The sequence below is a fragment of the Pseudomonas sp. C5pp genome (assembly GCF_000814065.1).
Lineage (GTDB): Bacteria > Pseudomonadota > Gammaproteobacteria > Pseudomonadales > Pseudomonadaceae > Aquipseudomonas > Aquipseudomonas asiatica.
This window is the reverse complement of record NZ_JWLN01000007.1, coordinates 185,340-208,918: the sequence shown is the minus strand read 5'-3', so window position 1 is coordinate 208,918 and position 23,579 is coordinate 185,340. Positions and strand designations below refer to the sequence as shown.

20 protein-coding genes are annotated in these 23,579 nt (G+C 63.5%); 12 read left to right on the top strand and 8 right to left on the bottom strand.

What is annotated here, in order from left to right; all coding sequences use genetic code 11:
* Positions 1–137: 137 nt before the first annotated feature.
* The 5 genes from RR51_RS08230 to RR51_RS08210 all read left to right on the top strand — a co-directional run bounded on the left by RR51_RS08230 (position 138) and on the right by RR51_RS08210 (position 6,535).
* Positions 138–2,081, top strand: coding sequence for a DNA topoisomerase III (locus tag RR51_RS08230; RefSeq protein WP_039613170.1), 1,944 nt, complete (start codon positions 138–140; stop codon positions 2,079–2,081).
* A 234-nt stretch (positions 2,082–2,315) separates the two neighbouring features.
* Positions 2,316–3,605, top strand: coding sequence for an NAD(P)/FAD-dependent oxidoreductase (locus tag RR51_RS08225; RefSeq protein ID WP_039613169.1), 1,290 nt, complete (start codon positions 2,316–2,318; stop codon positions 3,603–3,605).
* A gap of 123 nt (positions 3,606–3,728) precedes the next feature.
* Complete coding sequence (locus RR51_RS08220) at positions 3,729–4,559, top strand: alpha/beta fold hydrolase (RefSeq protein WP_039613168.1); 831 nt, start codon at positions 3,729–3,731, stop codon at positions 4,557–4,559.
* Between the two features lie 168 nt (positions 4,560–4,727).
* The gene (locus tag RR51_RS08215; RefSeq protein ID WP_039613167.1) at positions 4,728–5,627 is read left to right on the top strand and encodes an RHS repeat-associated core domain-containing protein; all 900 of its coding nucleotides are present in this window, start codon (positions 4,728–4,730) and stop codon (positions 5,625–5,627) included.
* Between the two features lie 128 nt (positions 5,628–5,755).
* Positions 5,756–6,535 carry a TSUP family transporter gene (locus RR51_RS08210; RefSeq protein ID WP_039613166.1) on the top strand — a complete coding sequence of 260 codons (780 nt, stop codon included), beginning with the start codon at positions 5,756–5,758 and terminating at the stop codon, positions 6,533–6,535.
* Positions 6,536–6,665: 130 nt separating this feature from the next.
* Here the strand turns inward: RR51_RS08210 and nudC are convergent, their stop codons facing one another.
* Both nudC and RR51_RS08200 read right to left on the bottom strand, forming a co-directional pair.
* Entirely contained in the window at positions 6,666–7,496 is an 831-nt protein-coding gene (gene nudC, locus RR51_RS08205) for an NAD(+) diphosphatase (protein ID WP_013973304.1), read from the bottom strand.
* 36 nt (positions 7,497–7,532) lie between these two features.
* Complete coding sequence (locus tag RR51_RS08200) at positions 7,533–8,345, bottom strand: crotonase/enoyl-CoA hydratase family protein (protein WP_039613165.1); 813 nt, start codon at positions 8,343–8,345, stop codon at positions 7,533–7,535.
* A gap of 150 nt (positions 8,346–8,495) precedes the next feature.
* Between RR51_RS08200 and nhaB the strand changes: the two genes are divergently transcribed.
* The 4 genes from nhaB to RR51_RS08180 all read left to right on the top strand — a co-directional run bounded on the left by nhaB (position 8,496) and on the right by RR51_RS08180 (position 12,577).
* Positions 8,496–9,998 carry a sodium/proton antiporter NhaB gene (gene nhaB / locus RR51_RS08195; protein ID WP_039613164.1) on the top strand — a complete coding sequence of 501 codons (1,503 nt, stop codon included), beginning with the start codon at positions 8,496–8,498 and terminating at the stop codon, positions 9,996–9,998.
* Between the two features lie 201 nt (positions 9,999–10,199).
* Positions 10,200–10,814, top strand: a complete 615-nt coding sequence (locus RR51_RS08190; protein WP_039613163.1) for a dihydrofolate reductase family protein — start codon at positions 10,200–10,202, stop codon at positions 10,812–10,814.
* Between the two features lie 80 nt (positions 10,815–10,894).
* Complete coding sequence (locus RR51_RS08185) at positions 10,895–11,440, top strand: lipocalin family protein (RefSeq protein WP_039613162.1); 546 nt, start codon at positions 10,895–10,897, stop codon at positions 11,438–11,440.
* 177 nt (positions 11,441–11,617) lie between these two features.
* Positions 11,618–12,577, top strand: a complete 960-nt coding sequence (locus RR51_RS08180; protein WP_039613161.1) for a ribonuclease Z — start codon at positions 11,618–11,620, stop codon at positions 12,575–12,577.
* 42 nt (positions 12,578–12,619) lie between these two features.
* Here RR51_RS08180 and RR51_RS08175 read toward each other — a convergent pair whose 3' ends face one another.
* On the bottom strand, positions 12,620–13,903 hold the full coding sequence (locus RR51_RS08175; RefSeq protein ID WP_039613160.1) for a Zn-dependent hydrolase: 1,284 nt from the start codon (positions 13,901–13,903) through the stop codon (positions 12,620–12,622).
* Positions 13,904–14,040: 137 nt separating this feature from the next.
* Positions 14,041–15,531: an NCS1 family nucleobase:cation symporter-1 gene (locus tag RR51_RS08170; RefSeq protein ID WP_013973311.1), complete on the bottom strand. Its 1,491-nt coding sequence runs from the start codon at positions 15,529–15,531 to the stop codon at positions 14,041–14,043.
* A 341-nt stretch (positions 15,532–15,872) separates the two neighbouring features.
* Here RR51_RS08170 and hydA point away from each other — a divergent pair, with 341 nt between their 5' ends.
* The 3 genes from hydA to preA all read left to right on the top strand — a co-directional run bounded on the left by hydA (position 15,873) and on the right by preA (position 20,120).
* Positions 15,873–17,312, top strand: a complete 1,440-nt coding sequence (hydA, locus tag RR51_RS08165) for a dihydropyrimidinase (RefSeq protein ID WP_039613159.1) — start codon at positions 15,873–15,875, stop codon at positions 17,310–17,312.
* A gap of 165 nt (positions 17,313–17,477) precedes the next feature.
* A complete protein-coding gene (locus tag RR51_RS08160; RefSeq protein ID WP_039613158.1) occupies positions 17,478–18,845 on the top strand; it encodes an NAD(P)-dependent oxidoreductase in 1,368 nt (455 codons plus the stop codon).
* Complete coding sequence (preA, locus tag RR51_RS08155) at positions 18,846–20,120, top strand: NAD-dependent dihydropyrimidine dehydrogenase subunit PreA (protein ID WP_039613157.1); 1,275 nt, start codon at positions 18,846–18,848, stop codon at positions 20,118–20,120. It abuts the gene before it with no gap.
* 147 nt (positions 20,121–20,267) lie between these two features.
* Here the strand turns inward: preA and RR51_RS08150 are convergent, their stop codons facing one another.
* The 4 genes from RR51_RS08150 to RR51_RS08135 all read right to left on the bottom strand — a co-directional run bounded on the left by RR51_RS08150 (position 20,268) and on the right by RR51_RS08135 (position 23,540).
* Complete coding sequence (locus tag RR51_RS08150) at positions 20,268–20,888, bottom strand: TetR/AcrR family transcriptional regulator (protein ID WP_015270992.1); 621 nt, start codon at positions 20,886–20,888, stop codon at positions 20,268–20,270.
* Between the two features lie 157 nt (positions 20,889–21,045).
* On the bottom strand, positions 21,046–21,333 hold the full coding sequence (locus RR51_RS08145; protein WP_025339798.1) for a HigA family addiction module antitoxin: 288 nt from the start codon (positions 21,331–21,333) through the stop codon (positions 21,046–21,048).
* A gap of 15 nt (positions 21,334–21,348) precedes the next feature.
* Positions 21,349–21,627, bottom strand: a complete 279-nt coding sequence (locus RR51_RS08140) for a type II toxin-antitoxin system RelE/ParE family toxin (RefSeq protein WP_039613156.1) — start codon at positions 21,625–21,627, stop codon at positions 21,349–21,351.
* A 116-nt stretch (positions 21,628–21,743) separates the two neighbouring features.
* Positions 21,744–23,540 (bottom strand): glycoside hydrolase family 15 protein, encoded by a 1,797-nt coding sequence (locus RR51_RS08135; protein ID WP_039613155.1) that lies wholly within the window; start codon positions 23,538–23,540, stop codon positions 21,744–21,746.
* Positions 23,541–23,579: the final 39 nt, after the last annotated feature.

Below are 23,579 nucleotides of genomic sequence, written 5' to 3'. Positions count from 1 at the left end.
TTCACCCGCGAAGAGGCCGGCACAGCCAAGACATCCCCTCTGACAAAAAACCTGTACATCCATCCAGATAAAACTTGCCTCCGCGCCCTCGCTTGCGCATCCTATCGCCCATCACCCCCGATGAAGCGTCCCCGGCCATGCGCCTGTTCCTCTGCGAAAAACCCTCCCAGGCAAAAGACATCGCCAAAGTGCTCGGCGCCAGCCGCAAGGGCGATGGCTGCTGGCAAGGCACCGACGTCTGCGTGACCTGGTGCATCGGCCACCTGCTGGAAACCGCCCCGCCCGACAGCTATGACGAACGCTACAAGCGCTGGAACCTGGCCGACCTGCCGATCATCCCGGAAAAGTGGAAAATGCTGGTCAAGCCCAAGACCGCCAGCCAGTTCAAGGCAGTCAAGCGCCTGCTCGGCGAAGCACGCGAACTGGTAATCGCCACCGACGCCGACCGCGAAGGCGAAATGATCGCCCGCGAACTGGTCGAGCATTGCCGCTACCGCGGCCCGGTGCAGCGCCTGTGGCTGTCGGCACTGGACGACGCTTCCATTCGCAAGGCCCTGGCGCGGCTGCTGCCGGGCCACGAAACCTTCAACCTGTACCACTCGGCGCTGGGCCGTTCGCGCGCAGACTGGCTGATCGGCATGAACATGAGCCGGCTGTTTACCCTGCTGGGCCGCCAGTCGGGCTATCAGGGCGTGCTGCCGGTGGGTCGGGTGCAAACGCCCACCTTGCGCCTGGTGGTCGACCGAGACCGCAGCATCGCCGACTTTGTGCCGGTACCGTTCTGGGCCATCGACGTGCAGCTCGAACACGCAGGCTTTGGCTTCAACGCCCAGTGGCGCGCCCCCGATGACGCCTGCGACGACCAGGGCCGCTGCCTGAACCAGGCCCTTGCGCAGCAGGCTGCCGCCGACATCGGCAATGCGGGTACTGCCCGGGCCGTGAAGGTGACCACCGAACGCGTGCGTGAAGCGGCACCCCTGCCCTTCGACCTTGGCACCCTGCAGGAGCTGTGCTCGAAAAAGTTCGGCCTCGGCGCCCAGGAAACCCTCGACATCGCCCAGGCCCTGTACGAAACCCACAAGCTGATCACCTACCCGCGCAGCGACTGCGGCTACCTGCCGCAAAGCCAGCACGCCGAAGCGCCAGCCATCCTCGCCGCCCTGCAACGTTCCGATGCCAGCCTGGCGCCGCTGCAGCCCTACCTGGAGCCGCAACGCCGCTCACGGGCGTGGAACGACGCCAAGGTCAGCGCCCACCACGGCATCATCCCCACTGCCGCCGCCAGCGACCCGTCGCGCCTGCCGGCCAAGCACAAGGCGGTGTACACCCTGATCCGCGCCCGCTACCTGGCGCAGTTCCTGCCCAACCATGAGTACGACCGCACCCAGGCCGACTTCGACTGCGCCGGCCATGCCCTGCGTGCCGTAGGCAAGCAGATCGTCGAACCAGGCTGGCGCCGTGCGCTGCCCGAGGCGCTGACCCCGGCCAAAGGCCGCGAGGCACCACCGGCCCAGGTGCTGCCGGCGCTGCGCGAAGGCCAGGACTGCACGGTGCAGGGCCTGCAACTGAAAGACCTGTGGACCCAGCCGCCCAAGCCGTTTACCGAAGGCGACCTGATCAAGGCAATGAAGAACGTGGCCAAGCTGGTGGACGACCCGCGGCTGAAGCAGAAGCTCAAGGAAACCACCGGTATCGGCACCGAAGCCACCCGCGCCAGCATCATCCAGGGCCTGCTTGACCGCGGCTACCTGGTGAAGAACGGCAAGGCGCTATCCGCCACCCCTGCGGCCTTCAGCCTGATCGACGCCGTACCTCGCGCCATTGCCGACCCTGGTACCACAGCTATCTGGGAGCAGGCGCTGGACATGGTGCAGAGTGGCGAGATGACGCTGGAAGAGTTCGTCGCCCGGCAGTCGGCATGGATGGGCAAGCTGGTCGAACGGTGCAGCGGCATGCGCATGACCATCAGCGGGCCGGCAGCCGGGGCTGCGCCGCCGTGGAAGAAAAAGCGGAGGGGTGGCGGGAAAGGCAAAGCGGCCGCAGGCAAGCCAAGACAGCCTCGAAAAAAGGCGACAACCTGAAGATTTTGCACTCTCAGGTCAGGCCCCTTCGCGGGTAAACCCGCTCCCACAGTTACAGCGCCGACCTCGAGACCGTTGATGACTCTGTGGGAGCGGGTTTACCCGCGAAAGGGCCTGGACAGGCAACACAACAACCCGAGGTAAACCACAAACCCGGCCAATTCATTGGCTCCATGAAATTTACCTGCTAAGTTTTCATGAAAATAGACACAATAATTTTCATGAGACCCCTGCATGTTCAAACAATCCGCCCAGCACGTCGCCAGCTACTACGCCCAGACCTACCCCGCCAGCATTCCCCTGCACCCTACCCTGCAAGGCAGCCACGACACCGAGGTCCTGATCATCGGCGCCGGCTTCAGCGGCCTGCACACCGCCTTGCGCCTGGCCCAGGCCGGCAAGCGCGTAACACTGCTGGAAGCCAGCCGCGTGGCCTGGGCCGCGTCCGGCCGCAACGGCGGCCAGGCACTGCTCGGCTGGTCGTGCGACATGCCGCCGCTGGAAAAGGCCTTGGGCACCGAACGCACCCAACGCCTGTGGGCCAGCATGTGCTGGGCCGCCGATGAAATGCGCGAACTGCCCGAGCGCCACGGCTTCGACATCGACTACCGGCTGGGCAGCCTGTGGACCGCCGTACTGCCGCGCCGGGTAAAGATGCTGGAAGAAGCCCTGCATGAGGCCGAACACAAATGGGGCTACGACGCCCTGCGCCTGATCGGCCGCGACGAGCTGCCTCAATGGATCGACAGCCCGCGCTACCAGGCCGCGCTATACGACGCCAAAGGCGCCCATCTCAACCCGCTGAAGCTGGCTCAGGGCCTGGCCAGCACCATCGAGGCGGCTGGCGGGCGGATCTACGAACAGAGCCAGGTGCTCAACTACCAGAAAGCCGGCGACGGCTATGTGGCCCGTACCGACCGCGGCGAAGTACGCTGCCAAGTGCTGGTGCTGGCCTGCAACGCCTACATCGACCGCCTCGACCGCAATCTGTCGCGCCGCCTATTGCCGGTTGGCTCCTATCAGGTAGCCACCGCACCGCTGGATGCCGACTTCGCCCAGTCGCTACTGCCGCGCAACAGTTGCGTGATCGACAACCAGTTCGTGCCCGACTATTTCCGCCTCACCCCGGACCATCGCCTGCTGTTCGGCGGCGGCTGCACCTACCTGGGCGGTATTCCCAAGGACGTCGCAAGCGCCACCCGCCCCTACCTGGAGCGAGTGTTCCCGCAACTGGCCGGCGTAGCCATCGACTATGCCTGGGGCGGCCATATCGACTGCAGCATCCAGCGCACCCCGGATGTCGGTCGCGAGGGCCAGCGCTACTGGCTGCAGGGGTTCTCGGGCCACGGTGTACTACCTACACTGGCGGCGGCGCGGGCGGTCAGCGATGCCATTATTGGCGACGACGACCTGCTGGCGCTGTACCAAGGCATCGACAACGGCCGCTTCCCCGGCGGCGACCTGCTGGCAGCACCGCTGGAAGCAGCGGCCAAAGCCTGGTACCGGATGCGCGACCGCGTCTGATCGGTTGACACAGCCCGTTGTAGGAGCGAGCAGGGCCGGAAGTGCTCCATAAATTCCAGTACCAGGCAAAATCCCTCCTATTCTCAATAGCTCCCTTCGCTTCCTGCACACAGGAGACCGACCATGAGCTATGTAACCACGAAGGACGGCGTACAGATCTTCTACAAGGACTGGGGCCCGCGCGATGCACCGGTTATCCACTTCCATCACGGTTGGCCTCTCAGCGCCGACGACTGGGATGCCCAGTTGCTGTTCTTCCTCGCCCATGGTTACCGCGTGGTCGCCCACGACCGCCGCGGCCATGGCCGCTCCAGTCAGGTATGGGACGGCCACGACATGGACCATTACGCCGACGATGTGGCGGCGGTCGTCGCTCACCTGGGCATCCAGGGCGCCGTGCATGTCGGCCACTCGACCGGTGGCGGTGAAGTGGTGCGCTACATGGCCCGGCACCCTGAAGACAAGGTGGCCAAGGCCGTGCTGATCGCCGCCGTACCGCCATTGATGGTGCAGACGCCCGGCAATCCTGGTGGCCTGCCCAAATCGGTGTTCGACGGTTTTCAGGCCCAGGTCGCCAGCAACCGTGCGCAGTTCTACCGGGATGTGCCCGCCGGGCCGTTCTACGGCTACAACCGCCCTGGTGTAGAAGCGAGTGAGGGCATCATTGGTAACTGGTGGCGCCAGGGCATGATCGGCAGCGCCAAGGCCCATTACGATGGCATCGTGGCATTTTCCCAGACCGATTTTACCGAGGACCTGAAGGGCATCCAGCAACCTGTGCTGGTGATGCACGGCGATGATGACCAGATCGTGCCGTATGAGAACTCCGGAGTGCTGTCGGCGAAGCTGCTGCCCAATGGCGCGTTGAAGACTTACAAAGGCTACCCGCATGGCATGCCGACCACCCATGCCGATGTGATCAATGCGGATTTGCTGGCGTTCATACGTAGCTGATGTAGTCGCCTGCACCGGCCTCTTCGCGGGCGAGCCCGTGAAAGGGCCGGCACTGTCAACATACTTATTTCATGAGTGTATGCAACTGGCAAAACTGCCAGTTGCGCGCCTGTCTATTTTGCATGAAGGTAATTTAAATTCAGTACTTCTCGCACCAGTAGGCTGACCATGGCACAGAACAGGAAGCAGCGTTTATTCTACAAGAATGGCCAACTGTCTTTGGAGATCGGCAGCGATCGTTCCGTCACAGTCTTTTCAATCTCAAACCTTTCTCTAGCGCAACGCTCGACCGAGACACTACTACTGGCGGCAGACGCTCAGAGCTCCATAATCAACCGTTCTCATCGCGAAGGCACTCACAACCTGGCCTACACCGCTTACGGATACAGCCCCACAGCTCATATGATGGGCTTCACTGGACAACGTTACGATAGCGTCACAAACTGCTACCTCCTTGGCAACGGCTATCGTGCCTTTAGTACTAAACTGGCGCGATTTTACTCAGCGGACAGCCTCAGCCCGTTTAAGAAACACACACATAACGCCTACGCCTATTGCTTGGGAGACCCCGTGAACCATCACGACCCTTCAGGGCATATGTTGCGTCGCGCCAGGAAAGCATGGAATAACGTAAAGAATAAAGTTGTAAAAAAACCCAGAATCCACTACATCAATAAAGCAAGGGAAGCAATTACCGAGAATCCGAATCTCGAAAAGTATTCCGCTGTCATTGATGACGAGAACGTAACCATAGAAACCCTCAAGGCGATTTACAAGCTTCCGAAGGGTGATGCCATGTTCAGCGATCTCAAGGATACAGCAGTCCGCAACTGGCGCTTAAAGCATGGCAACATTGAAGGCCCCATCACTCATGACTTTAACTACGAAAAATACCTGTACATGGACGAGCAGCTTAATTACATAGCCCTAGAGGCAAAAATCCTTGAGTACAGAACCCTACTGAGCAACTTGGCGTCACATGAACCCACTACAATGAATTCGAGCAGTCAGTCGTCACCTGAGGTATCACGCCCTACAACTGCCAGATCAGCGATACGTGGTACCTAGATACCCCTGCAGGGTTGGTTTGAAACAAGTGAGCGGCCGGAAACACTGTCAGCCTTGGGGACGTGGGATTATCATGCCCGTTTATTTCTCCATTAGCCGCAAACCGACCCTCCAGCCTGAAGCCTCCCATGCCCTTCGAACTCACCGTAGAACCCCTCACCTTGCTGATCCTGGCCCTGGTCGCCTTCGTCGCCGGTTTCATCGATGCCATCGCCGGCGGTGGCGGCTTGCTCACCACCCCGGCGTTACTCACCGCGGGCATGCCGCCGCACCTGGTACTGGGCACCAACAAGCTCAGCTCTACCTTCGGCTCGGCCACCGCCAGCTTCACCTACTACAGGCGCAAACTGTTCCACCCGGCGCAGTGGCGCCCGGCATTGTTCGCCACTTTGGTCGGCGCTTTGCTCGGTGCAGTGATCGCCCACTACATGCCGGCCGAATGGCTGAACAAAATGCTGCCGGTAATCGTCTTCGCCTGTGGCGTCTATCTGCTGTTCGGTGGCACGCCCAAGGCGCCGCTCGATGCCGATGCACCCATCAAGAAGAAGTGGCAAATGCCGCAAGGCTTCACCCTGGGCTTCTATGACGGCGTGGCCGGCCCGGGCACCGGGGCGTTCTGGACGGTCAGCACCCTGTTGCTCTACCCCATCGACCTGGTCCGTGCCAGCGGCGTGGCGCGCAGCATGAATTTCGTCAGCAACATCGCAGCGCTGACGGTGTTCATCATTTCCGGGCAGGTGGACTACATCGTCGGCCTGTGCATGGGCCTGTCGGTGATGGTTGGCGCCTTCTTCGGCGCACGCACGGCGATCAGTGGCGGCAGCAAGTTCATCCGCCCGGTGTTCATCACCGTGGTGCTGGCATTGACCGTGCGCCTAGCGTGGCAGCACTGGTTCGGCCAAGCCTGATGGGCTGTGATACCCCTGCTTTCCCGCCCTATCTGCGCGAGAAATGTCCTCCGCCGTCGTTGCAGGACTTGGCAATGGAATGACCATTGCCTGCGCCCTGCGCCTAGTCGGAGAACATTTCTCACTGCAGCTAGGACGGGAAAGCAGGGATATCACAGCCCAGCCGCCGTGCAACATACAGGTCGATCAGATACCGGGCGATGGACCGCCCGGCCGGCAGCGGCGGCAGGTCGTGAACGCTGAACCACTTGGCGTCCTCGATCTCGTCCGGCTGCATGACGATCTCGCCGCCAGCGTATTCGGCGTGAAAGCCCAGCATCATCGAGTGGGGGAACGGCCAGCACTGGCTGCCGATGTACTGGATGTTCTGCACCTCCACCGCCACTTCTTCACGCACTTCGCGCACCAGGCAGTCCTCGGCCGACTCGCCCGGCTCGGCAAAGCCTGCCAGTGTGCTGTACACCCCGGTGACGAAGCGTGGCGAACGCGCCAGCAGGATTTCGTCGCCACGGGTCACCAGCACGATCATGCTTGGCGAAATGCGTGGGTAGCTGCGCAGGTCGCACGGCTGGCAGTACATTGCCCGTTCCCAGCGAATTTGCGTCATCGCCTGGCCACAGCTGCCGCAGAATCGGTGCTCGCGGGCCCAGGTGCCGATCTGCGCGGCATAGCCCAGCACTTTGTATGTGTCGGAATCACCTTCGAGCATGAACGCGCGAAGGCCGCGCCAGGAGCAGCCGGGCACATCGGTGGCGCTGCGCAGCTCCAGCAGGAACACCGGCTGGCCGTCGAAGTGGCCGATGCCATGCTCGCACAGTACGTCGAGGTCCTGGCGCTTGAGCCAGTCGCGAGGGAACAGCGCGCCGTTGTCGTCCACCAGGAACCCTTCCGGGCTGCGGGCCACGGCCAGCCCCCCGGTGATCTGCGGGTCGAGTACTGCGGTAGTCCAGCGTGCTGACATGTCGGGGGTTCCCTTACTGCGCGTCCCCCGGCCTGATCAGTCGGCGAACGTCGGTTTCTGTTTGCTCATGTGCGCCGCCACCGCCACGCGCAGGTCTTCGGACTGCAGCATCGCGGCGTTCCAGGTGGCGATGTACTCCAGGCCATCATCGATGCGATGGTCACGCATGTAGCTGAGCATTTCCTTGGTGCCGGCCACGGCGATCGGCGATTTTGCGGCAATCTCGCCAGCGATGGCAAAGACCCCGTCCATCAGCGCGGCCTGATCATCATAAACCCGGTTGACCAGGCCGATGCGCAGCGCCTCTTCGGCCTCGACATTGCGCCCGGTGAAAGCCAGCTCACGCATCATGCCGTCACCGATGATACGAGGCAAACGTTGCAGTGTGCCGACATCGGCGGCCATGCCCATGTCGATTTCCTTGATCGAGAACTGCGCGTCGCTGCTGCAGTAGCGCATGTCGCAAGCCGAGATGAGGTCGATGGCGCCGCCAATGCAGTAACCCTGCACCGCGGCCAGTACCGGCTTGCGGCATTTGTCCACGGCATTGAACGACGCCTGCAGGCGCAAGATGGTGCTGCGCAGGAAGCGCGCGTTACGACCCACGTCCTTGCCCATCTGCCCGGCCAGCGAAGCCAGCATCATCAGGTCGATACCGGCGGAAAAATGCTTGCCGGCACCGCTGATCACAACCGCCCGCACCGCGTCGGTGTCGTCGACCCACCGGAAGATGTCGATGATCTCCTCCCAGAAGGCCGCGTTCATCGCATTGCGCTTGTCCGGGCGGTTGATCTGAACGTGGGCGATGCTGTTGGTCAGTTCGACCTTGAATGCGCTGTACTCGGTCACGGGCGGCACTCCTGCGGATAAAGGGTTCATGGCCCGGATGTTAACCCAGCCCGATGACCGCACTTGTGCCAAAAACGGGACTTTACGCCTTGCCTAAGACGCGCTGATCCGGCACCGTGCGCCATCGCCGAATCATAAGGATACAAATTCATGTCGCGCTCCCTGACCGGCGCCCTCGCCCACAGCTTTCTGGGCCAGTCGCCGCTTTGGTACAAGGCAGTCATCTGCCTATTCCTGGTGCTCAACCCACTGCTGCTGGTGACCGTCGGCCCGGTCGCTGCCGGCTGGGCACTGGTGCTCGAATTCATCTTCACCCTGGGCATGGCCCTGAAGTGCTACCCGCTCATGCCTGGCGGCCTGCTGCTGGTCGAAGCCCTGCTGTTGCAGATGACTACCCCGCAAGCCCTGTACGAAGAGTTGCAGCACAACTTCCCGGTGATCCTGCTGCTGATGTTCATGGTCGCGGGCATCCACTTCATGAAGGAACTGCTGCTGTTCCTGTTCTCGCGCATCCTGCTGGGGGTGCGTTCGAAGGCGATCCTGGCGTTGCTGTTCTGCGTGCTGTCGGCATTCCTCTCGGCGTTTCTCGATGCGCTGACCGTGACCGCCGTGATCATCAGCGCCGCGGTCGGTTTCTATGCGGTGTACCACCGCGTCGCCTCCGGGGCCAACCCGCGCGAAGACAGTTCGCTGGACAGCGACCAGCAGGTCGCACAGTTGCACCGTGAAGACCTCGACCAGTTCCGCGCCTTCCTGCGCAGCCTGCTGATGCATGGCGCGGTGGGTACCGCCCTGGGCGGCGTGTGCACGCTGGTGGGCGAGCCGCAGAACCTGCTGATCGGCCATGAGATGGGCTGGCACTTTGCCGATTTCTTCCTGAAGGTGGCACCGGTGTCACTGCCGGTGCTGGGCGCCGGCCTGCTGACCTGCGTGCTGCTGGAGAAGCTGCGCCTGTTCGGCTACGGCACGTTGATGCCCGAGCCGGTGCGTCAGGTACTGGCCGCCTACGCCGCGGAGGACGATGCTGCACGCACCACTGCCCAGCGCATCGCACTGTGGGTGCAAGGGTTCGCCGCACTGATCCTGATCGTCTGCCTGGGGCTGCACGTTGCCGAGGTCGGCCTGATCGGCCTGATGGTGATCGTGCTGATCACGGCATTCACCGGCATTACCGACGAACATCGCCTGGGCCGTGCCTTCCAGGACGCCATGCCGTTCACCGCTTTGCTGGTGGTGTTCTTCGCCGTGGTGGCAGTGATTCATCAGCAGCAACTGTTCAGCCCGTTGATTGCCTGGGTGCTGGCGCTGCCGGCCGAGCAGCAACCGGGCATGCTGTACCTGGCCAACGGCCTGCTGTCGGCGATCAGCGACAACGTGTTCGTTGCCACCATCTACATCACCGAGGTGAAGCAGGCGTTCCTCAATGGCAGCATGAGCCGCGAGCATTTCGAGACGCTGGCGGTGGCGATCAACACCGGCACCAACCTGCCGAGCGTGGCGACGCCGAATGGGCAGGCGGCGTTCCTGTTCCTGCTGACTTCGGCGATTGCGCCGCTGATCCGGCTGTCGTATGGGCGAATGGTGTGGATGGCCTTGCCCTATACCGTAGTGATGGGTGGGCTGGGGTGGTGGGCGGTGACCTACTGGCTTTGAGGTAGCCTGCGCCGGCCTCTTCGCGGGTGAACCCGCTCCCACAGGTACTGCACAGCCTTCGAAACTGTGGTGATCATGTGGGAGCGGGTTTACCCGCGAAAGGACCAGTGCAGACCACTCAAACAGCCCTGTCGATTCTGCTGCCTGCCATTCGACTATCCCATGCCCCCAGCCACCCCGGCTGCACACAGGAGAGTCCCCATGCGCAAACTCATCGTAGCCGCCTTCATCAGCCTCGACGGTGTCATGCAGGCCCCCGGCGGCCCGCAGGAAGACACCAGCGGCGGCTTCACCTACGGCGGCTGGATCGTACCTTACGCCGAGGAAGTCTTCGGCCAAGCCATGCAAGCCCTGTTCAGCCAGCCCTTCGAACTGCTGTTGGGCCGGCGCACCTACGACATCTTCGCCGGCTACTGGCCAAAGGTAATAGACAGCTCGGAAGACTTCTCCATCGCCAACCTGTTCAACAGCGTGCCCAAGCACGTGGCCACCCACACCCCCGCAACCCTCGACTGGCACAACAGCCATGCCCTGGGCGCAGACATCACCGCAGCGGTCCACGCGCTGAAACAACAGGACGGCGCCAACCTGCTGACCCAGGGCAGCAGCGATCTGGTGCAGCAACTGCTGGCGGCGGGCCTGGTCGATGAACTGCAACTGCTGATCCACCCGTTGCTGCTCGGCCACGGCAAGCGCCTGTTCGGCGACGATGCGGCAGCGGCGGCCTTCACACTGCAGCATTCGCAGGTTTCGCCCACGGGCGTGCTCATCGCCCGTTACGTGCGTGCAGGCGAAGTGCAGACCGGTTCGTTCTGAAAGGCATAATCCTGTACAACTTTTGCCTCTCGCTCGCATCGAAACCCAAGTAAGCCCCGTCCGTATCAAGGAGGTTCACCATGGCGCTACGCACCACGTTGCTGCTTTCCTGCATGACCTTGGCCCTGCTCGGCTGCGCCGGCAACGATCACCCGGCACCGCCGCGTACCCAGCAGGTCGACCTGCAACGTTACCAGGGCACCTGGTACGAACTCGCGCGGCTGCCGATGTTCTTCCAGCGCAACTGCGTGCAGTCCGAGGCGCAGTATGGCCTGCGAGAGGATGGTCGCCTCGAGGTGACCAACCGCTGCCAGGAAAAGGACGGCCAGTGGAACCAGGCCAAGGGCATCGCCGAAGCCCAGCAACCGGGCAGCACCGACAAGCTCTGGGTGCGCTTCGACAACTGGTTCAGCCGCCTCGCGCCCGGCCTTACCAAGGGCGAGTACTGGGTGCTGTACCACGACCAGGACTACCGCGTAGCCTTGGTCGGCCACCCGAACCGCGAATACCTGTGGCTGCTTTCACGCACGCCTGCAGTCACGGACCAGATGCGCGAGCAACTGCTGACGATCGCCCGGGAGCAAGGCTATGACACCAGCAAGCTCATCTGGCGGCAGGCCGAGTAGGCAAGACCTGGCGGGCCATCGACGACATGCGGCAATCCGGCTAAGGTGTGCGCCCTTGCTACCTCGAAGGAACGAGCCCGTTGAGTACCGCGCCGCCACCAGCACCTTGCATCCGCCCGACACCCATCGGCTGGCTGGTGCAGACGTTACTGCTGGGCTGAAACAAGGAGCCAGACCATGGATTTGCTGTTCCTGGGCACCTCCGCCGGCGTGCCGACCAAGGCACGCAATGTGAGCGGTACCGCAGTGATCGAGGCCAGTGGCAGCCACTGGTATCTGATCGACTGCGGCGAAGGCACCCAGCACCGGCTGCTGCATACGCCGCTGTCGATCCGCGACTTGCGCGCCATCTTCATCACCCACGTGCACGGCGACCATTGCTTCGGCCTGCCGGGCCTGCTGGCCAGCGCCGGCATGAGCGGGCGCACCCAGCCGCTGGACCTTGTCCTGCCGGCCGCCCTGCACGACTGGGTGCGCCAGGGGCTGGTGGCCAGCGATACCTTCCTGCCGTTCGAACTGCGCCTGCTGGCCGTGGAGGAGCTGGTGGAATGGCACAGTGACGCCCTGGAAGTGACCAGCGTGCAGCTGTCGCACCGGGTGCCGAGCGTCGGCTTCGTGTTCACCGAGCTCAACCCCGAACCGCGACTGAACATCCCGCGCCTGGAAGCCGAAGGTATCCCCCGCGGCCCGCTGTGGGGCGAGCTGGCCAAGGGTTTGACGGTGCAGCATGGCGGTCGGCGGCTGCACGGCAAGGATTACCTGCGCCCTTCGCGCCCGCCGCGGCGGGTGATCGTGTGCGGCGACAACGACAACCCCGAGCTGTTGGCCGACGCCGCCCAGGGCGCGGACGTGCTGGTGCACGAGGCCACGTTCACCCAGGCGGTGGTCGAGCGCACGGGGGTCACCTTCGGCCACAGCACCGCAGCTGCGGTGGCGCGCTTTGCCGAAACTGCGGGCGTGCGCAACTTGGTGCTGACGCATTTCAGCGCCCGCTACCAGCACGACCCACGGCGCAGCCCGAGCATCGACGATGTGCGCGACGAAGCCCTCGCCCACTACAGCGGGCAGCTTACCCTGGCGCAGGACCTGCAGCGCTATCACATCGGGCGCGATGGCTGTCTTGAGCCCGCGGGATGAATTGTGGAGATTCGCAGGTGCTCGCCACAACCCGCCGCTCCACTATGCCGCCAACCGCCCACTGGCAATCGCCTCCGACGCCGCCAGCATCGCGCGCAGCAACACTGCGCAGCCCGCAGCCAGGTCCTCGGGCGTGGCGTTCTCGATCTCGTTATGGCTGATACCGTTCTCGCAAGGCACGAATATCATCCCCGCTGGCCCCAGTTCGGCCAGGAAGATCGCGTCGTGCCCCGCGCCGCTGACGATGTCCATGTGCGGCAGGCCCAGCGCCTGCGCCGATTTGCGCACGGCATCGACACACCCTTTATCGAAGTACAACGCCGGGAAATCAGCCGTAGGCACCAATTCGTGGCTCAGGCCATGCCTGGCACAGGTCGCCTCGATCACCGCACGCACATCGGCAATCATCGCATTCAGCTGCTCACCCTCCAGGTGGCGGAAATCCAGGGTCATGCGCACTTCGCCCGGGATCACGTTGCGCGAGCCCGGGTAGGCCTGCAGGCACCCCACCGTCCCACAGGCATGGGGCTGGTGGCCGAGGGCGGTGAGGTTGACTGCCTCCACCACTGCCGCCGCGCCGACCAGGGCGTCCTTGCGCAGGTGCATGGGCGTAGGGCCGGCGTGGGCCTCGACACCGCGCAAGGTCAGGTCGAACCACTTCTGGCCCAGCGCGCCCAGCACCACGCCGATGGTCTTGGCCTGATCTTCGAGGATCGGGCCTTGCTCGATATGCGCTTCGAAATAGGCCCCCACCGGGTGGCCTGATACAGCACGCGGGCCGGCGTAGCCGATGGCGTTCAACGCCTCGCCAACGCTGACACCCTGGGCATCGCGCTTGGCCAGGGTTTCCTCCAGCGTGAACTTGCCGGCGAACACCCCGGAACCCATCATGCACGGCGCAAAGCGCGAGCCTTCCTCGTTGGTCCACACCACAACTTCCAGCGGTGCTTCGGTTTCCGCGCCGAGATCGTTGAGGGTACGAATTACCTCCAGCCCGGCCATCACCCCGAAGCAACCGTCGAACTTGCCACCGGTGGGCTGGGTGTCGATATGGCTGCCGGTCATCACCGGGGGCAGCTTGGGGTTACGCCCAGGGCGACGGGCGAAGATGTTGCCGACGGCGTCGATGGTGACCGTGCAACCGGCGGCCTCGCACCACTGCACGAACAGGTCGCGGGCCTGGCGGTCGAGGTCGGTCAGGGCCAGGCGGCACACGCCGCCCTTGGCGGTAGCACCGAGGCGGGCCAGGTCCATCAGGGACTGCCACAGGCGGGTGCTGTCGATGTGGTGCTGGGTGGATTGCAGTACTTGTTGGGCTGGGGTCATGGGATTTTCCTCAGGCATTTTTGTTGTCTGTGCCGGCCTCTTCGCGGGTAAACCCACTCCCACAGGTACAGCGTTGGCCTCAGGACCTGCGCTGTACCTGTGGGAGCGGGTTTACCCGCGAAGAAGCCGGCGCGGTCTCACGGCAAAGGCTTGACCACCCGCGCCGGGCTGCGCGCGACCACGCGGGCCAAGAGGTAATACAGCGCCCCACCCAGCAGCGAACCGGTGAACCAACCGTAGTCGTAGAACCAGCTGAAACTGCTGTTGCCAATCGCCATGACGGTCAGCGCCACCGGCAACGCAAAGGCGGCAAAACCGGCCCAGTTCCATGCCGGGTACACGTCGTCACGGTACAGCCCGGCCAGGTCCAGCTCCTGCCGGCGGATCAGGAAGTAGTCCACCACCATGATCCCGGCGATCGGCCCCAGCAGGCTCGAATAGCCCAGCAGCCAGTTGGAGTACACGCTCTCCAGGCTCAGGTCGGAGACAATCCAGCCCAGCTTCTTCAGCAACTCATGGCCCATCAGCGCCAGGCCGATGAAACCGGTCAACCACACCGCTCGGCTGCGCCCGATCAGGCGTGGGGCGATGTTCTGGAAGTCGTTGGTCGGCGACACGATATTCGCTGCAGTATTGGTCGACAGCGTAGCGATCACGATCAGCGCCATGGCCAGGGCCACCCAGAACGGGCTGTGGATCTTGCCGATCAGGCTGACCGGGTCGGACACGGTCTCGCCAACCAGCGATGCCGAGGCAGCAGTCAGCACCACGCCCAGCGAGGCGAACAGGAACATGGTCAGCGGCAAGCCGAAGATCTGCCCGAGAATCTGGTCCTTCTGGCTGCGGGCGTAGCGGCTGAAGTCGGGGATGTTCAGCGATAGCGTGGCCCAGAAGCCGACCATGGCGGTAAGCCCGGCGCAGAAGTAGCCGAGCATGTTCGCCCCTTCCGGGCGCTTGGGCGGCTGGGCCAGCAGTTCGGTCATCGACATGTGCGGCAAGGCCCAGAACAGCAGGCCGACGCCGACCGCCACCAGCAGCGGTGCCGACAGCGTTTCGAGCCACTTGATCGACTCGGCGCCACGCAGCACCACCCACAGGTTCAGGCACCAGAAGATCATGAAGCCGATCACCTCGCCGGTGCCGCCCAGGGCCTTCCAGCCGTCGAACACCGAGCCAAGGAACAGGTGGATGGCCAGGCCACCGAACATGGTCTGGATGCCGAACCAGCCACAGGCGACCACCGCCCGGATCAGGCATGGCACGTTTGAGCCGAGTATGCCGAACGACGAACGCAGCAGCACCGGGAACGGAATGCCATACTTGGTGCCAGGGAAGGCGTTGAGGGTGAGCGGGATCAGCACGATCAGGTTGGCCAGCAGAATAGCCAGCAAGGCCTCGCCCACGCTGAGGCCGAAGTAGGCGGTCAGCACGCCACCGAGGGTGTAGGTGGGCACGCAGATGGACATGCCCACCCACAGGGCGGTGATGTGCCATTTGTTCCAGGTGCGCTGGTGCACCTTGGTTGGGGCGATGTCGTGGTTGTAGCGCGGGCTGTCGAGGACATCGCTACCTTCGGACAGCTCGAACAGGCCATCGCGCTCGACCACTTCCGATCTGCTCTGCTGCATGGGGGCTCTCTCCAGATTTTCTTCTAGTTGTTGCCCATCGGGCTGATGCGATGGCCGGAGTACTCACGGTTCATGTGCTTGAAAATCTCGACCAGATTTTCATCTTGTCAAGTAAGTCAAAGCATCAGAAAGCTACGCAGCCAGCGCCAATAATTAAATTAACCCTTTAATTTCAATTACTTAAAAACCACAAAATTAATGGGAAAATTTTCTTGCCGAATCGCGGATCAGCATCTAGCCTCGAATCTTGTCAGGCCTGACAGGATTAACCGCCCTGCCCGCCCTGCATCAAGAAAACTCCAAGAACCGGCCCAGACCGGTCAGCCTGCGAGGAAAACGGCATGTCTCTGTTGATCCGTGGCGCCACCGTGGTCACCCACGAAGAGAGTTACCCCGCTGATGTCCTGTGTGCCGATGGCCTGATCCGTGCCATTGGGCAAAACCTCGAACCGCCCACCGACTGCCAGATCCTCGACGGCAGTGGCCAGTACCTGATGCCCGGCGGCATCGACCCGCACACCCACATGCAGCTGCCGTTCATGGGCACGGTGGCCAGCGAGGATTTCTTCAGCGGCACCGCCGCGGGCCTGGCCGGTGGCACCACCTCGATCATCGACTTCGTCATCCCCAACCCGCAGCAGTCGTTGCTTGAGGCCTTCCACACCTGGCGCGGCTGGGCGCAGAAAAGCGCCAGCGACTACGGCTTCCATGTCGCCATCACCTGGTGGAGCGAGCAGGTAGCCGAAGAGATGGGCGAACTGGTGGCCAAACATGGGGTGAACAGCTTCAAGCACTTCATGGCCTACAAGAATGCGATCATGGCCGCCGACGACACCCTGGTGGCCAGCTTCGAGCGCTGCCTGCAACTGGGTGCGGTGCCCACCGTGCATGCCGAGAACGGCGAGCTGGTGTACCACCTGCAAAAAAAACTGCTGGCCCAGGGCCTGACCGGGCCGGAAGCCCACCCGCTGTCACGCCCATCCCAGGTCGAGGGTGAAGCGGCCAGCCGAGCCATCCGCATTGCCGAGACGCTGGGCACACCACTGTATCTGGTGCACGTTTCCAGCCGCGAAGCGCTGGATGAAATCGCCTATGCCAGAGGCAAGGGCCAGCCGGTCTACGGCGAAGTCCTGCCCGGCCATCTGCTGCTGGATGACAGCGTCTACCGTGACCCTGACTGGGCCACCGCCGCAGGCTACGTGATGAGTCCCCCGTTCCGTCCGCGTGAACACCAGGAGGCGCTGTGGCGCGGGCTGCAATCGGGCAACCTGCACACCACCGCCACCGACCACTGCTGCTTCTGCGCCGAGCAGAAAGCCATGGGGCGCGACGATTTCAGCCGTATCCCCAACGGCACTGCCGGCATCGAGGACCGCATGGCGGTGCTGTGGGATGCCGGGGTCAACAACGGGCGCCTGTCGATGCATGAGTTCGTTGCGCTGACCTCCACCAACACCGCGAAAATCTTCAACCTTTTCCCTCGCAAGGGTGCCATTCGTGTTGGTGCCGACGCCGACCTGGTGCTGTGGGACCCGCAAGGCACCCGCACCATCTCGGCCAAGACCCACCACCAGCAGGTGGACTTCAACATCTTCGAAGGCCGTACCGTGCGCGGCATCCCCAGCCATACCATCAGCCAGGGCAAAGTGCTCTGGGCCGATGGCGACCTGCGCGCGGAAAAAGGCGCGGGGCGGTATGTGGAACGGCCGGCGTATCCGTCGGTGTATGAAGTGCTGGGGCGCAGGGCCGAAGTGCAGCGGCCGACGCCCGTGAAGCGTTAAGGCCATTGGGGCTGCTGCGCAGCCCATCGCGACACAAGGCCGCTCCTACAGGAGTGCGCGGTTCCTTGTAGGAGCGGCCTTGTGTCGCGATGGGGCGCGCAGCGGCCCCAGAAACCACCGCAATGCTTGTCGCCTGCATCCATAAAAAATAGAGAGGCTACAACCGTGATCGACGCCCTGAACCACTTGCCGCGCCCACGGGCCGGCGCCGACCAGCTGGCCGAGCGCTTCAGCGACCTGGCCCCACCCCTCACCGCCCGCCAGGCCGCCGTCGAAAGCGCACGCTGCCTGTATTGCTACGACGCCCCCTGCGTCAACGCTTGCCCCAGCGACATCGACATCCCGTCGTTCATCCACCGCATCAGCGACGAAAACCTGCAAGGCGCCGCCGAGCGCATCCTCTCGGCCAACATCCTCGGCGGCAGTTGCGCCCGCGTCTGCCCCACCGAAATCCTTTGCCAGCAAGCCTGCGTGCGCAACAACGCGCAGGAATGCGCACCGGTGCTGATCGGCCAGCTGCAGCGCTATGCTCTGGACAACGCCCACTTCACCGAGCACCCGTTCCAGCGCTCCCCGGCCACCGGCAAACGCATCGCCGTGGTCGGCGCCGGCCCTGCCGGGCTGTCGTGTGCCCACCGCCTGGCCATGCACGGGCATGATGTGGTGGTGTTCGAGGCCAGCGACAAGGCCGGTGGCCTCAACGAGTATGGCATCGCCCGCTACAAGCTGGTGGACGACTACGCCCAGCGTGAAGTGGAATTCCTGCTCGGCATAGGCGGCATCGAGATCCGCCATGGCCAGCGCCTGGGCAGCAACCTCGGCCTGGGCGAACTGCGCGATCAGTACGACGCAGTGTTCCTCGGCCTCGGCCTGAATGCCGTGCGCCAGCTCGGCCTGCCTGATGAAGAAGCCCCCGGCCTGCTCGCCGCCACCGCCTACATCCGCGAACTGCGCCAGGCCGACGACCTGAGCCAGTTGCCCCTGGCCGACCGCTGCCTGGTGATCGGCGCCGGCAACACCGCGATCGACATGGCCGTGCAGATGAGCCGCCTGGGTGCCCGCGACGTCAACCTGGTGTACCGCCGTGGCCATGCCGACATGGGCGCCACCGGCCACGAGCAGGACATCGCCAAGGCCAACCAGGTGCGCCTGCATACCTGGGCCCGCCCCGATGCCGTGTTGCTGGACGACAGCGGCAAGGTGCGCGGTATGCGCTTTGCCCGCACCGAGCTGGCAGACGGCCGCCTGCGCGACACCGGCGAAACCTTCGAACTGGCTGCCGATGCCATCTTCAAGGCCATCGGCCAACGCTTCGACGACACCAGCCTCGTCGACCCGGTGGCCGCACAACTGGCGCGCGACGGCGAGCGCATCCGCGTCGACGAAACGATGCAGACCAGCCTGCCGGGCGTCTATGCCGGCGGCGACTGCACCGCCCTGGGCCAGGACCTTACCGTCCAGGCCGTGCAACACGGCAAGCTGGCCGCCGAAGCCATCCATGCCCAACTCATGCTCAACGTGGAGGCTGCGTAAATGGCCGACCTGTCCATCGAATTTGCCGGCATCAAGGCACCCAACCCCTTCTGGCTGGCCTCCGCTCCGCCAACCGACAAGGCCTACAACGTGGTCCGCGCCTTCGAGGCCGGCTGGGGTGGCGTAGTGTGGAAAACACTCGGTGAAGACCCGGCGGCAGTCAATGTGTCGTCGCGCTACTCGGCGCATTACGGCCCCAACCGCCAGGTGCAGGGCATCAACAACATCGAGCTCATCACCGACCGCTCACTGGACATCAACCTGCGCGAAATCACCCAGGTGAAGAAGGACTGGCCCGACCGCGCACTGATCGTGTCGCTGATGGTGCCCTGCGTGGAAGACTCGTGGAAGTTCATACTGCCGCTGGTGGAAGCCACCGGGGCCGATGGCATCGAACTGAATTTCGGCTGCCCGCACGGCATGCCGGAGCGCGGCATGGGCGCGGCGGTCGGCCAGGTGCCGGAGTACGTAGAGATGGTCACCCGCTGGTGCAAGACGTACTGCTCGCTGCCGGTGATCGTCAAACTCACGCCGAACATCACCGATATCCGCCAGTCGGCCCGCGCCGCGCACCGTGGCGGGGCGGATGCGGTGTCGTTGATCAATACCATCAACTCGATAACCAGCGTCGACCTCGATCGCATGGTCGCCCACCCCATCGTTGGCGACCAGAGCACCCATGGTGGTTATTGCGGTTCGGCGGTGAAGCCGATTGCCCTGAACATGGTCGCGGAAATCGCCCGCGACCCGCAGACGCGCGGCTTGCCGATCTGTGGAATTGGCGGCATCGGCAGTTGGCGTGACGCAGCCGAGTTCATGGCCCTGGGCAGTGGCGCTGTACAGGTGTGCACGGCAGCGATGCTGCACGGCTTCCGCATCGTCGAGGACATGAAGGACGGCCTGGCGCGCTGGATGGACCAGCACGGGCACCCCAACATCGAAGCGTTCCGCGGCCAGGCGGTGGGGCATACCACCGACTGGAAGTACCTGGACATGAACTACAAGTCGGTGGCGCACATCGACCAGCAAGCATGCATTGGCTGTGGGCGCTGCCACATTGCCTGTGAGGACACTTCGCACCAGGCGATTGCCAGTACGCTGAAGGCCGATGGCACTCATGCCTACAGCGTGATCGAGGAGGAATGCGTGGGCTGCAACCTGTGCCAGATCACCTGCCCGGTGGAGAGCTGCATCGAGATGGTGTCTCAGGATACCGGCAAGCCGTACCTGAACTGGACGCAGGATCCGCGTAATCCCTACCGCGAGGCCAGTTGAGGCAATTGGGGCTGCCTTGCAGCCCTTCGCGGGCACGCCCGCTCCTACAGGGATCGCGCCGCTTGGGAGGGCAGCGAAACACCTGTGGGAGCGGGCGTGCCCGCGAAGGGCCGCAAAGCGGCCCCAATCGCTCAGCGTACACCGACCTCAAGGCTCCAGCCCGATCCCCCGCAAGATCACGCTGGTCACCGTCTGCACGGCATTTTCAAAGGCCATGTCCGACAACGCCTCCCCGCCATTGAGCAACGTCACCTGGTAACCAAAGTCGGCATAGTGCTGGGTCGAGGCCCAGATCATGTACAAAAGTGCCGACGGCTCCACCGGCAGGATGCGCCCCTCCTCCACCCAGCGGCGGATCTTGGCTTCCTTCAGCTTGGCCCAGGGCACCAGGCTTTCATCCAGGTTCACCCCCAACACCGGCGCCCCGTGCAGCATCTCTTCGGCCCAGATCTTCGAGCCCAGCGGCCGCGAGCGCGAGTGGCCCATCTTCGCCCGGATGTAACTGGTCAGCACCACGCGCGGGTCGTCGAAGTTCTCGAAGCACAGCGCATCCTGCTTCCACACATCCAGCAGGTCCTGCAGCACTGCGCGGAACAGATCGTCCTTGGTGCTGAAGTAATAATGCAGGTTGGAACGCGGCAGCTCGGCCTGCTCGGCGATATCACCCATCGAGGTGGCGCCGTAGCCCTTCTCGGCGAACACCTTTTCCGCCGCCTGCAGGATCTTCTCGATATTGCGCCGGCGTATTTCGATCTTGTGATTGGCCATCAGGCTTGGGCCGTCCACACCGCCAGCTCATAACCGCCTGGGTAGATGAAATTGAACTCGATGTTGTCGATCTGCCGATCAGTACCGCGAATGCCCATGTGTGCTCCGTGCCGAAGGGGTATGCCCTAGTCTACCCCGGTCGTTTCACACTTTTATATCAGGCGGCCTGAAACAACCGGGTAATCACAGGTTGCTGTCGGTGACGAGCCTGCCAGATATCGTAATCAGCCTGAATGGCCAACCACAACCGTGCGGTACTGATTCCAGCCATCTCCAGGCGTATTGCCAAGTCTGGAGACATCGCAGCGCGACCATGCAATACCCGCGAAAGCGCTTCTCGAGAGAACCCAAGATGCGATGCGAAGGCTTTCACCGTCAGACCTAACGCGGGCAGGACATCTTCACGCAAGGTTTCGCCTGGATGTGGCGGATTGTGCAAAGGCATGCTCAGCTCTCCTTTTCAGTGGTAATCAAGGTAATCGACCAGTTCGACATCCGAACCCACGAAGCGAAAGATCAGGCGCCAGTTACCAGACACACTGACTGACCAGAAGTCCGATAACTCCCCTTTGAGCGGATGCAACTGCCAGCCTGGAACGCTCAAATCTTGCGCAGACATGGCGCAATCAAGAAACTGGAGTTGCCGCTTCAAGCGCTTTGCGTGGGAGGCCTGAATCCCTCGGATGTTGCCCGTTTCATGAAAAATTCGCAGTCCCTTGTGTCGAAAACTGATGATCATGGGTAGCTCGCCGTGTCCATTTGGGAGACGAGCCCAGTGTGACCCCATGCATCACACGAAGCAAAGTATCATGTGTGACTCAATGCGTCACACATTAATTACCGAAGGATGCGACTCTATCCGCAACTCGCCCGATCACGCACCGGGCACTGTGCGCGGTGCAGGTTCAGTGCGGTGTTGATGATGCCGATATGGCTGAACGCCTGGGGGAAGTTGCCGAGCATGCGCTGGCCCGCCGGGTCGTACTGTTCGGCCAGCAGGCCGAGGTCGTTGCACAGGCCGGTCAGGCGTTCGTACAGTGCCTGCGCTTCTGCCTGGCGACCTAGCAGAACATATACGTCGGCCAGCCAGAACGAACACACCAGGAAGGTGCCCTCCCCTGGAGTCAGGCCATCGCTACAGCTGTCGCTGTCATAGCGCAGCAGAAGACCGTTTTTCATCAGGCGCTGTTCGACCTGTTCGAGCGTGCGCAAGAAGCGTGGGTCATCCGCCGGCAGGAAGCCGGTAAGGGCGATGTGTAACAAACTGGCGTCCATCTCGGTCGAGCCATAGGCCTGGACGAAAAAACGGCCGCTGGGGTCCAGGCCCCGCGCGCATACTTCACGACGAATCTCGTCAGCCACCTGGCGGTAATGCTGACCACGCTCGCGGCCTTCCTCGGTGGTGTCGGCCAGCCCTGCGGCACGGTCGAAGGCAACCCAGGCCATGACCTTGGAGTGCACGAACTGCTGCCGGCCGCCGCGCACTTCCCAGATGCCTTCGTCCGGCTGGCGCCAGATGCGCTCGATGTAAGGCAGGATCAGACGTGAGATGGCGGCGCTACGTGGATGGCGGGGCAAGCCACCCTTTATTGCCTGGGTCATGGCATCGGCGATTTCGCCGTAGATGTCCAGTTGCATCTGCCCTGACGCTGCATTGCCCACCCGCACCGGTTGCGAGTGCTCGTAGCCGGCCAGCCACGGCAAGGTGTATTCCTGCAGGTCGCGCTCACCGGCCAGGCCATACATGATCTGCATCTGCTCGGGGTTGCCGGCCACCGAGCGCAACAGCCACTCGCGCCAGGCCTGGGCTTCGTCGAAGTAGCCGAGGTTCATGAAGGCCAGCAGGGTCATGGTCGCGTCGCGCAGCCAACAGAAGCGGTAGTCCCAGTTGCGCTCGTGGCCGATGCGCTCGGGCAGCGAGGTGGTGACGGCGGCAACGATGCCGCCGGTGGGCGCGTAGGTCATGGCCTTGAGGGTCAGCAGCGAGCGGCGCACCAGGGCGGAGTATGGGCCCACCTGTGGGCAGCGGGCGGCGAAGGCCTGCCATTGGTCGATGGTCTGCGCCAGCGCTTCGTCGATATCACAGCCGGGCTGCACCGGCAGGTGCGAGGGCTGGTGGCGCAGGCTGAACACCTGGCGTTCGCCCGCGCCAACGCGAAAGCGGGCGACCGTGTGCTGGTCGCGGGCATGCGGGGGGACGGTGCTGCACAGGATCAGCCGGTCGGGGCCGGCGACGGCGCTGAGGGTCCGCGGGTCCAGGCGTTCTACCCAGGGCACGCTGCGGCCATAGTCGAAGCGCATCACCAGGTCCATCTCGAAGTTGGTTTCGCCTGCGAGGCCCTCGACGATACGCACCAGCGAGTTGACCTCGCCCAGCGGCATGAAGTCGAGCACGCGGGCGCGGCCGGTGGCGGTGACCCAGGTGGTTTCCAGCACCAAGGTGTCGTCCAGGTATTGGCGGCTGCTGTGTTCGACCGGGTCGCAGGGGGCCAGGCGCCAGCGGCCGTTTTCTTCGTTGCCCAGCAGGGCGGCGCATACCGCGGGGGCGTCGAAGCGTGGCAGGCACAGCCAGTCGAGCGAGCCATCGCGGCTGACCAGGGCGGCGCTGCGGCAGTTGCCCAGCAGGGCATAGTCTTCGATGTGGGCAGGCATTGGGGCTCCTTTGTGTGGTTGCCTGTGACGGCCTCTTCG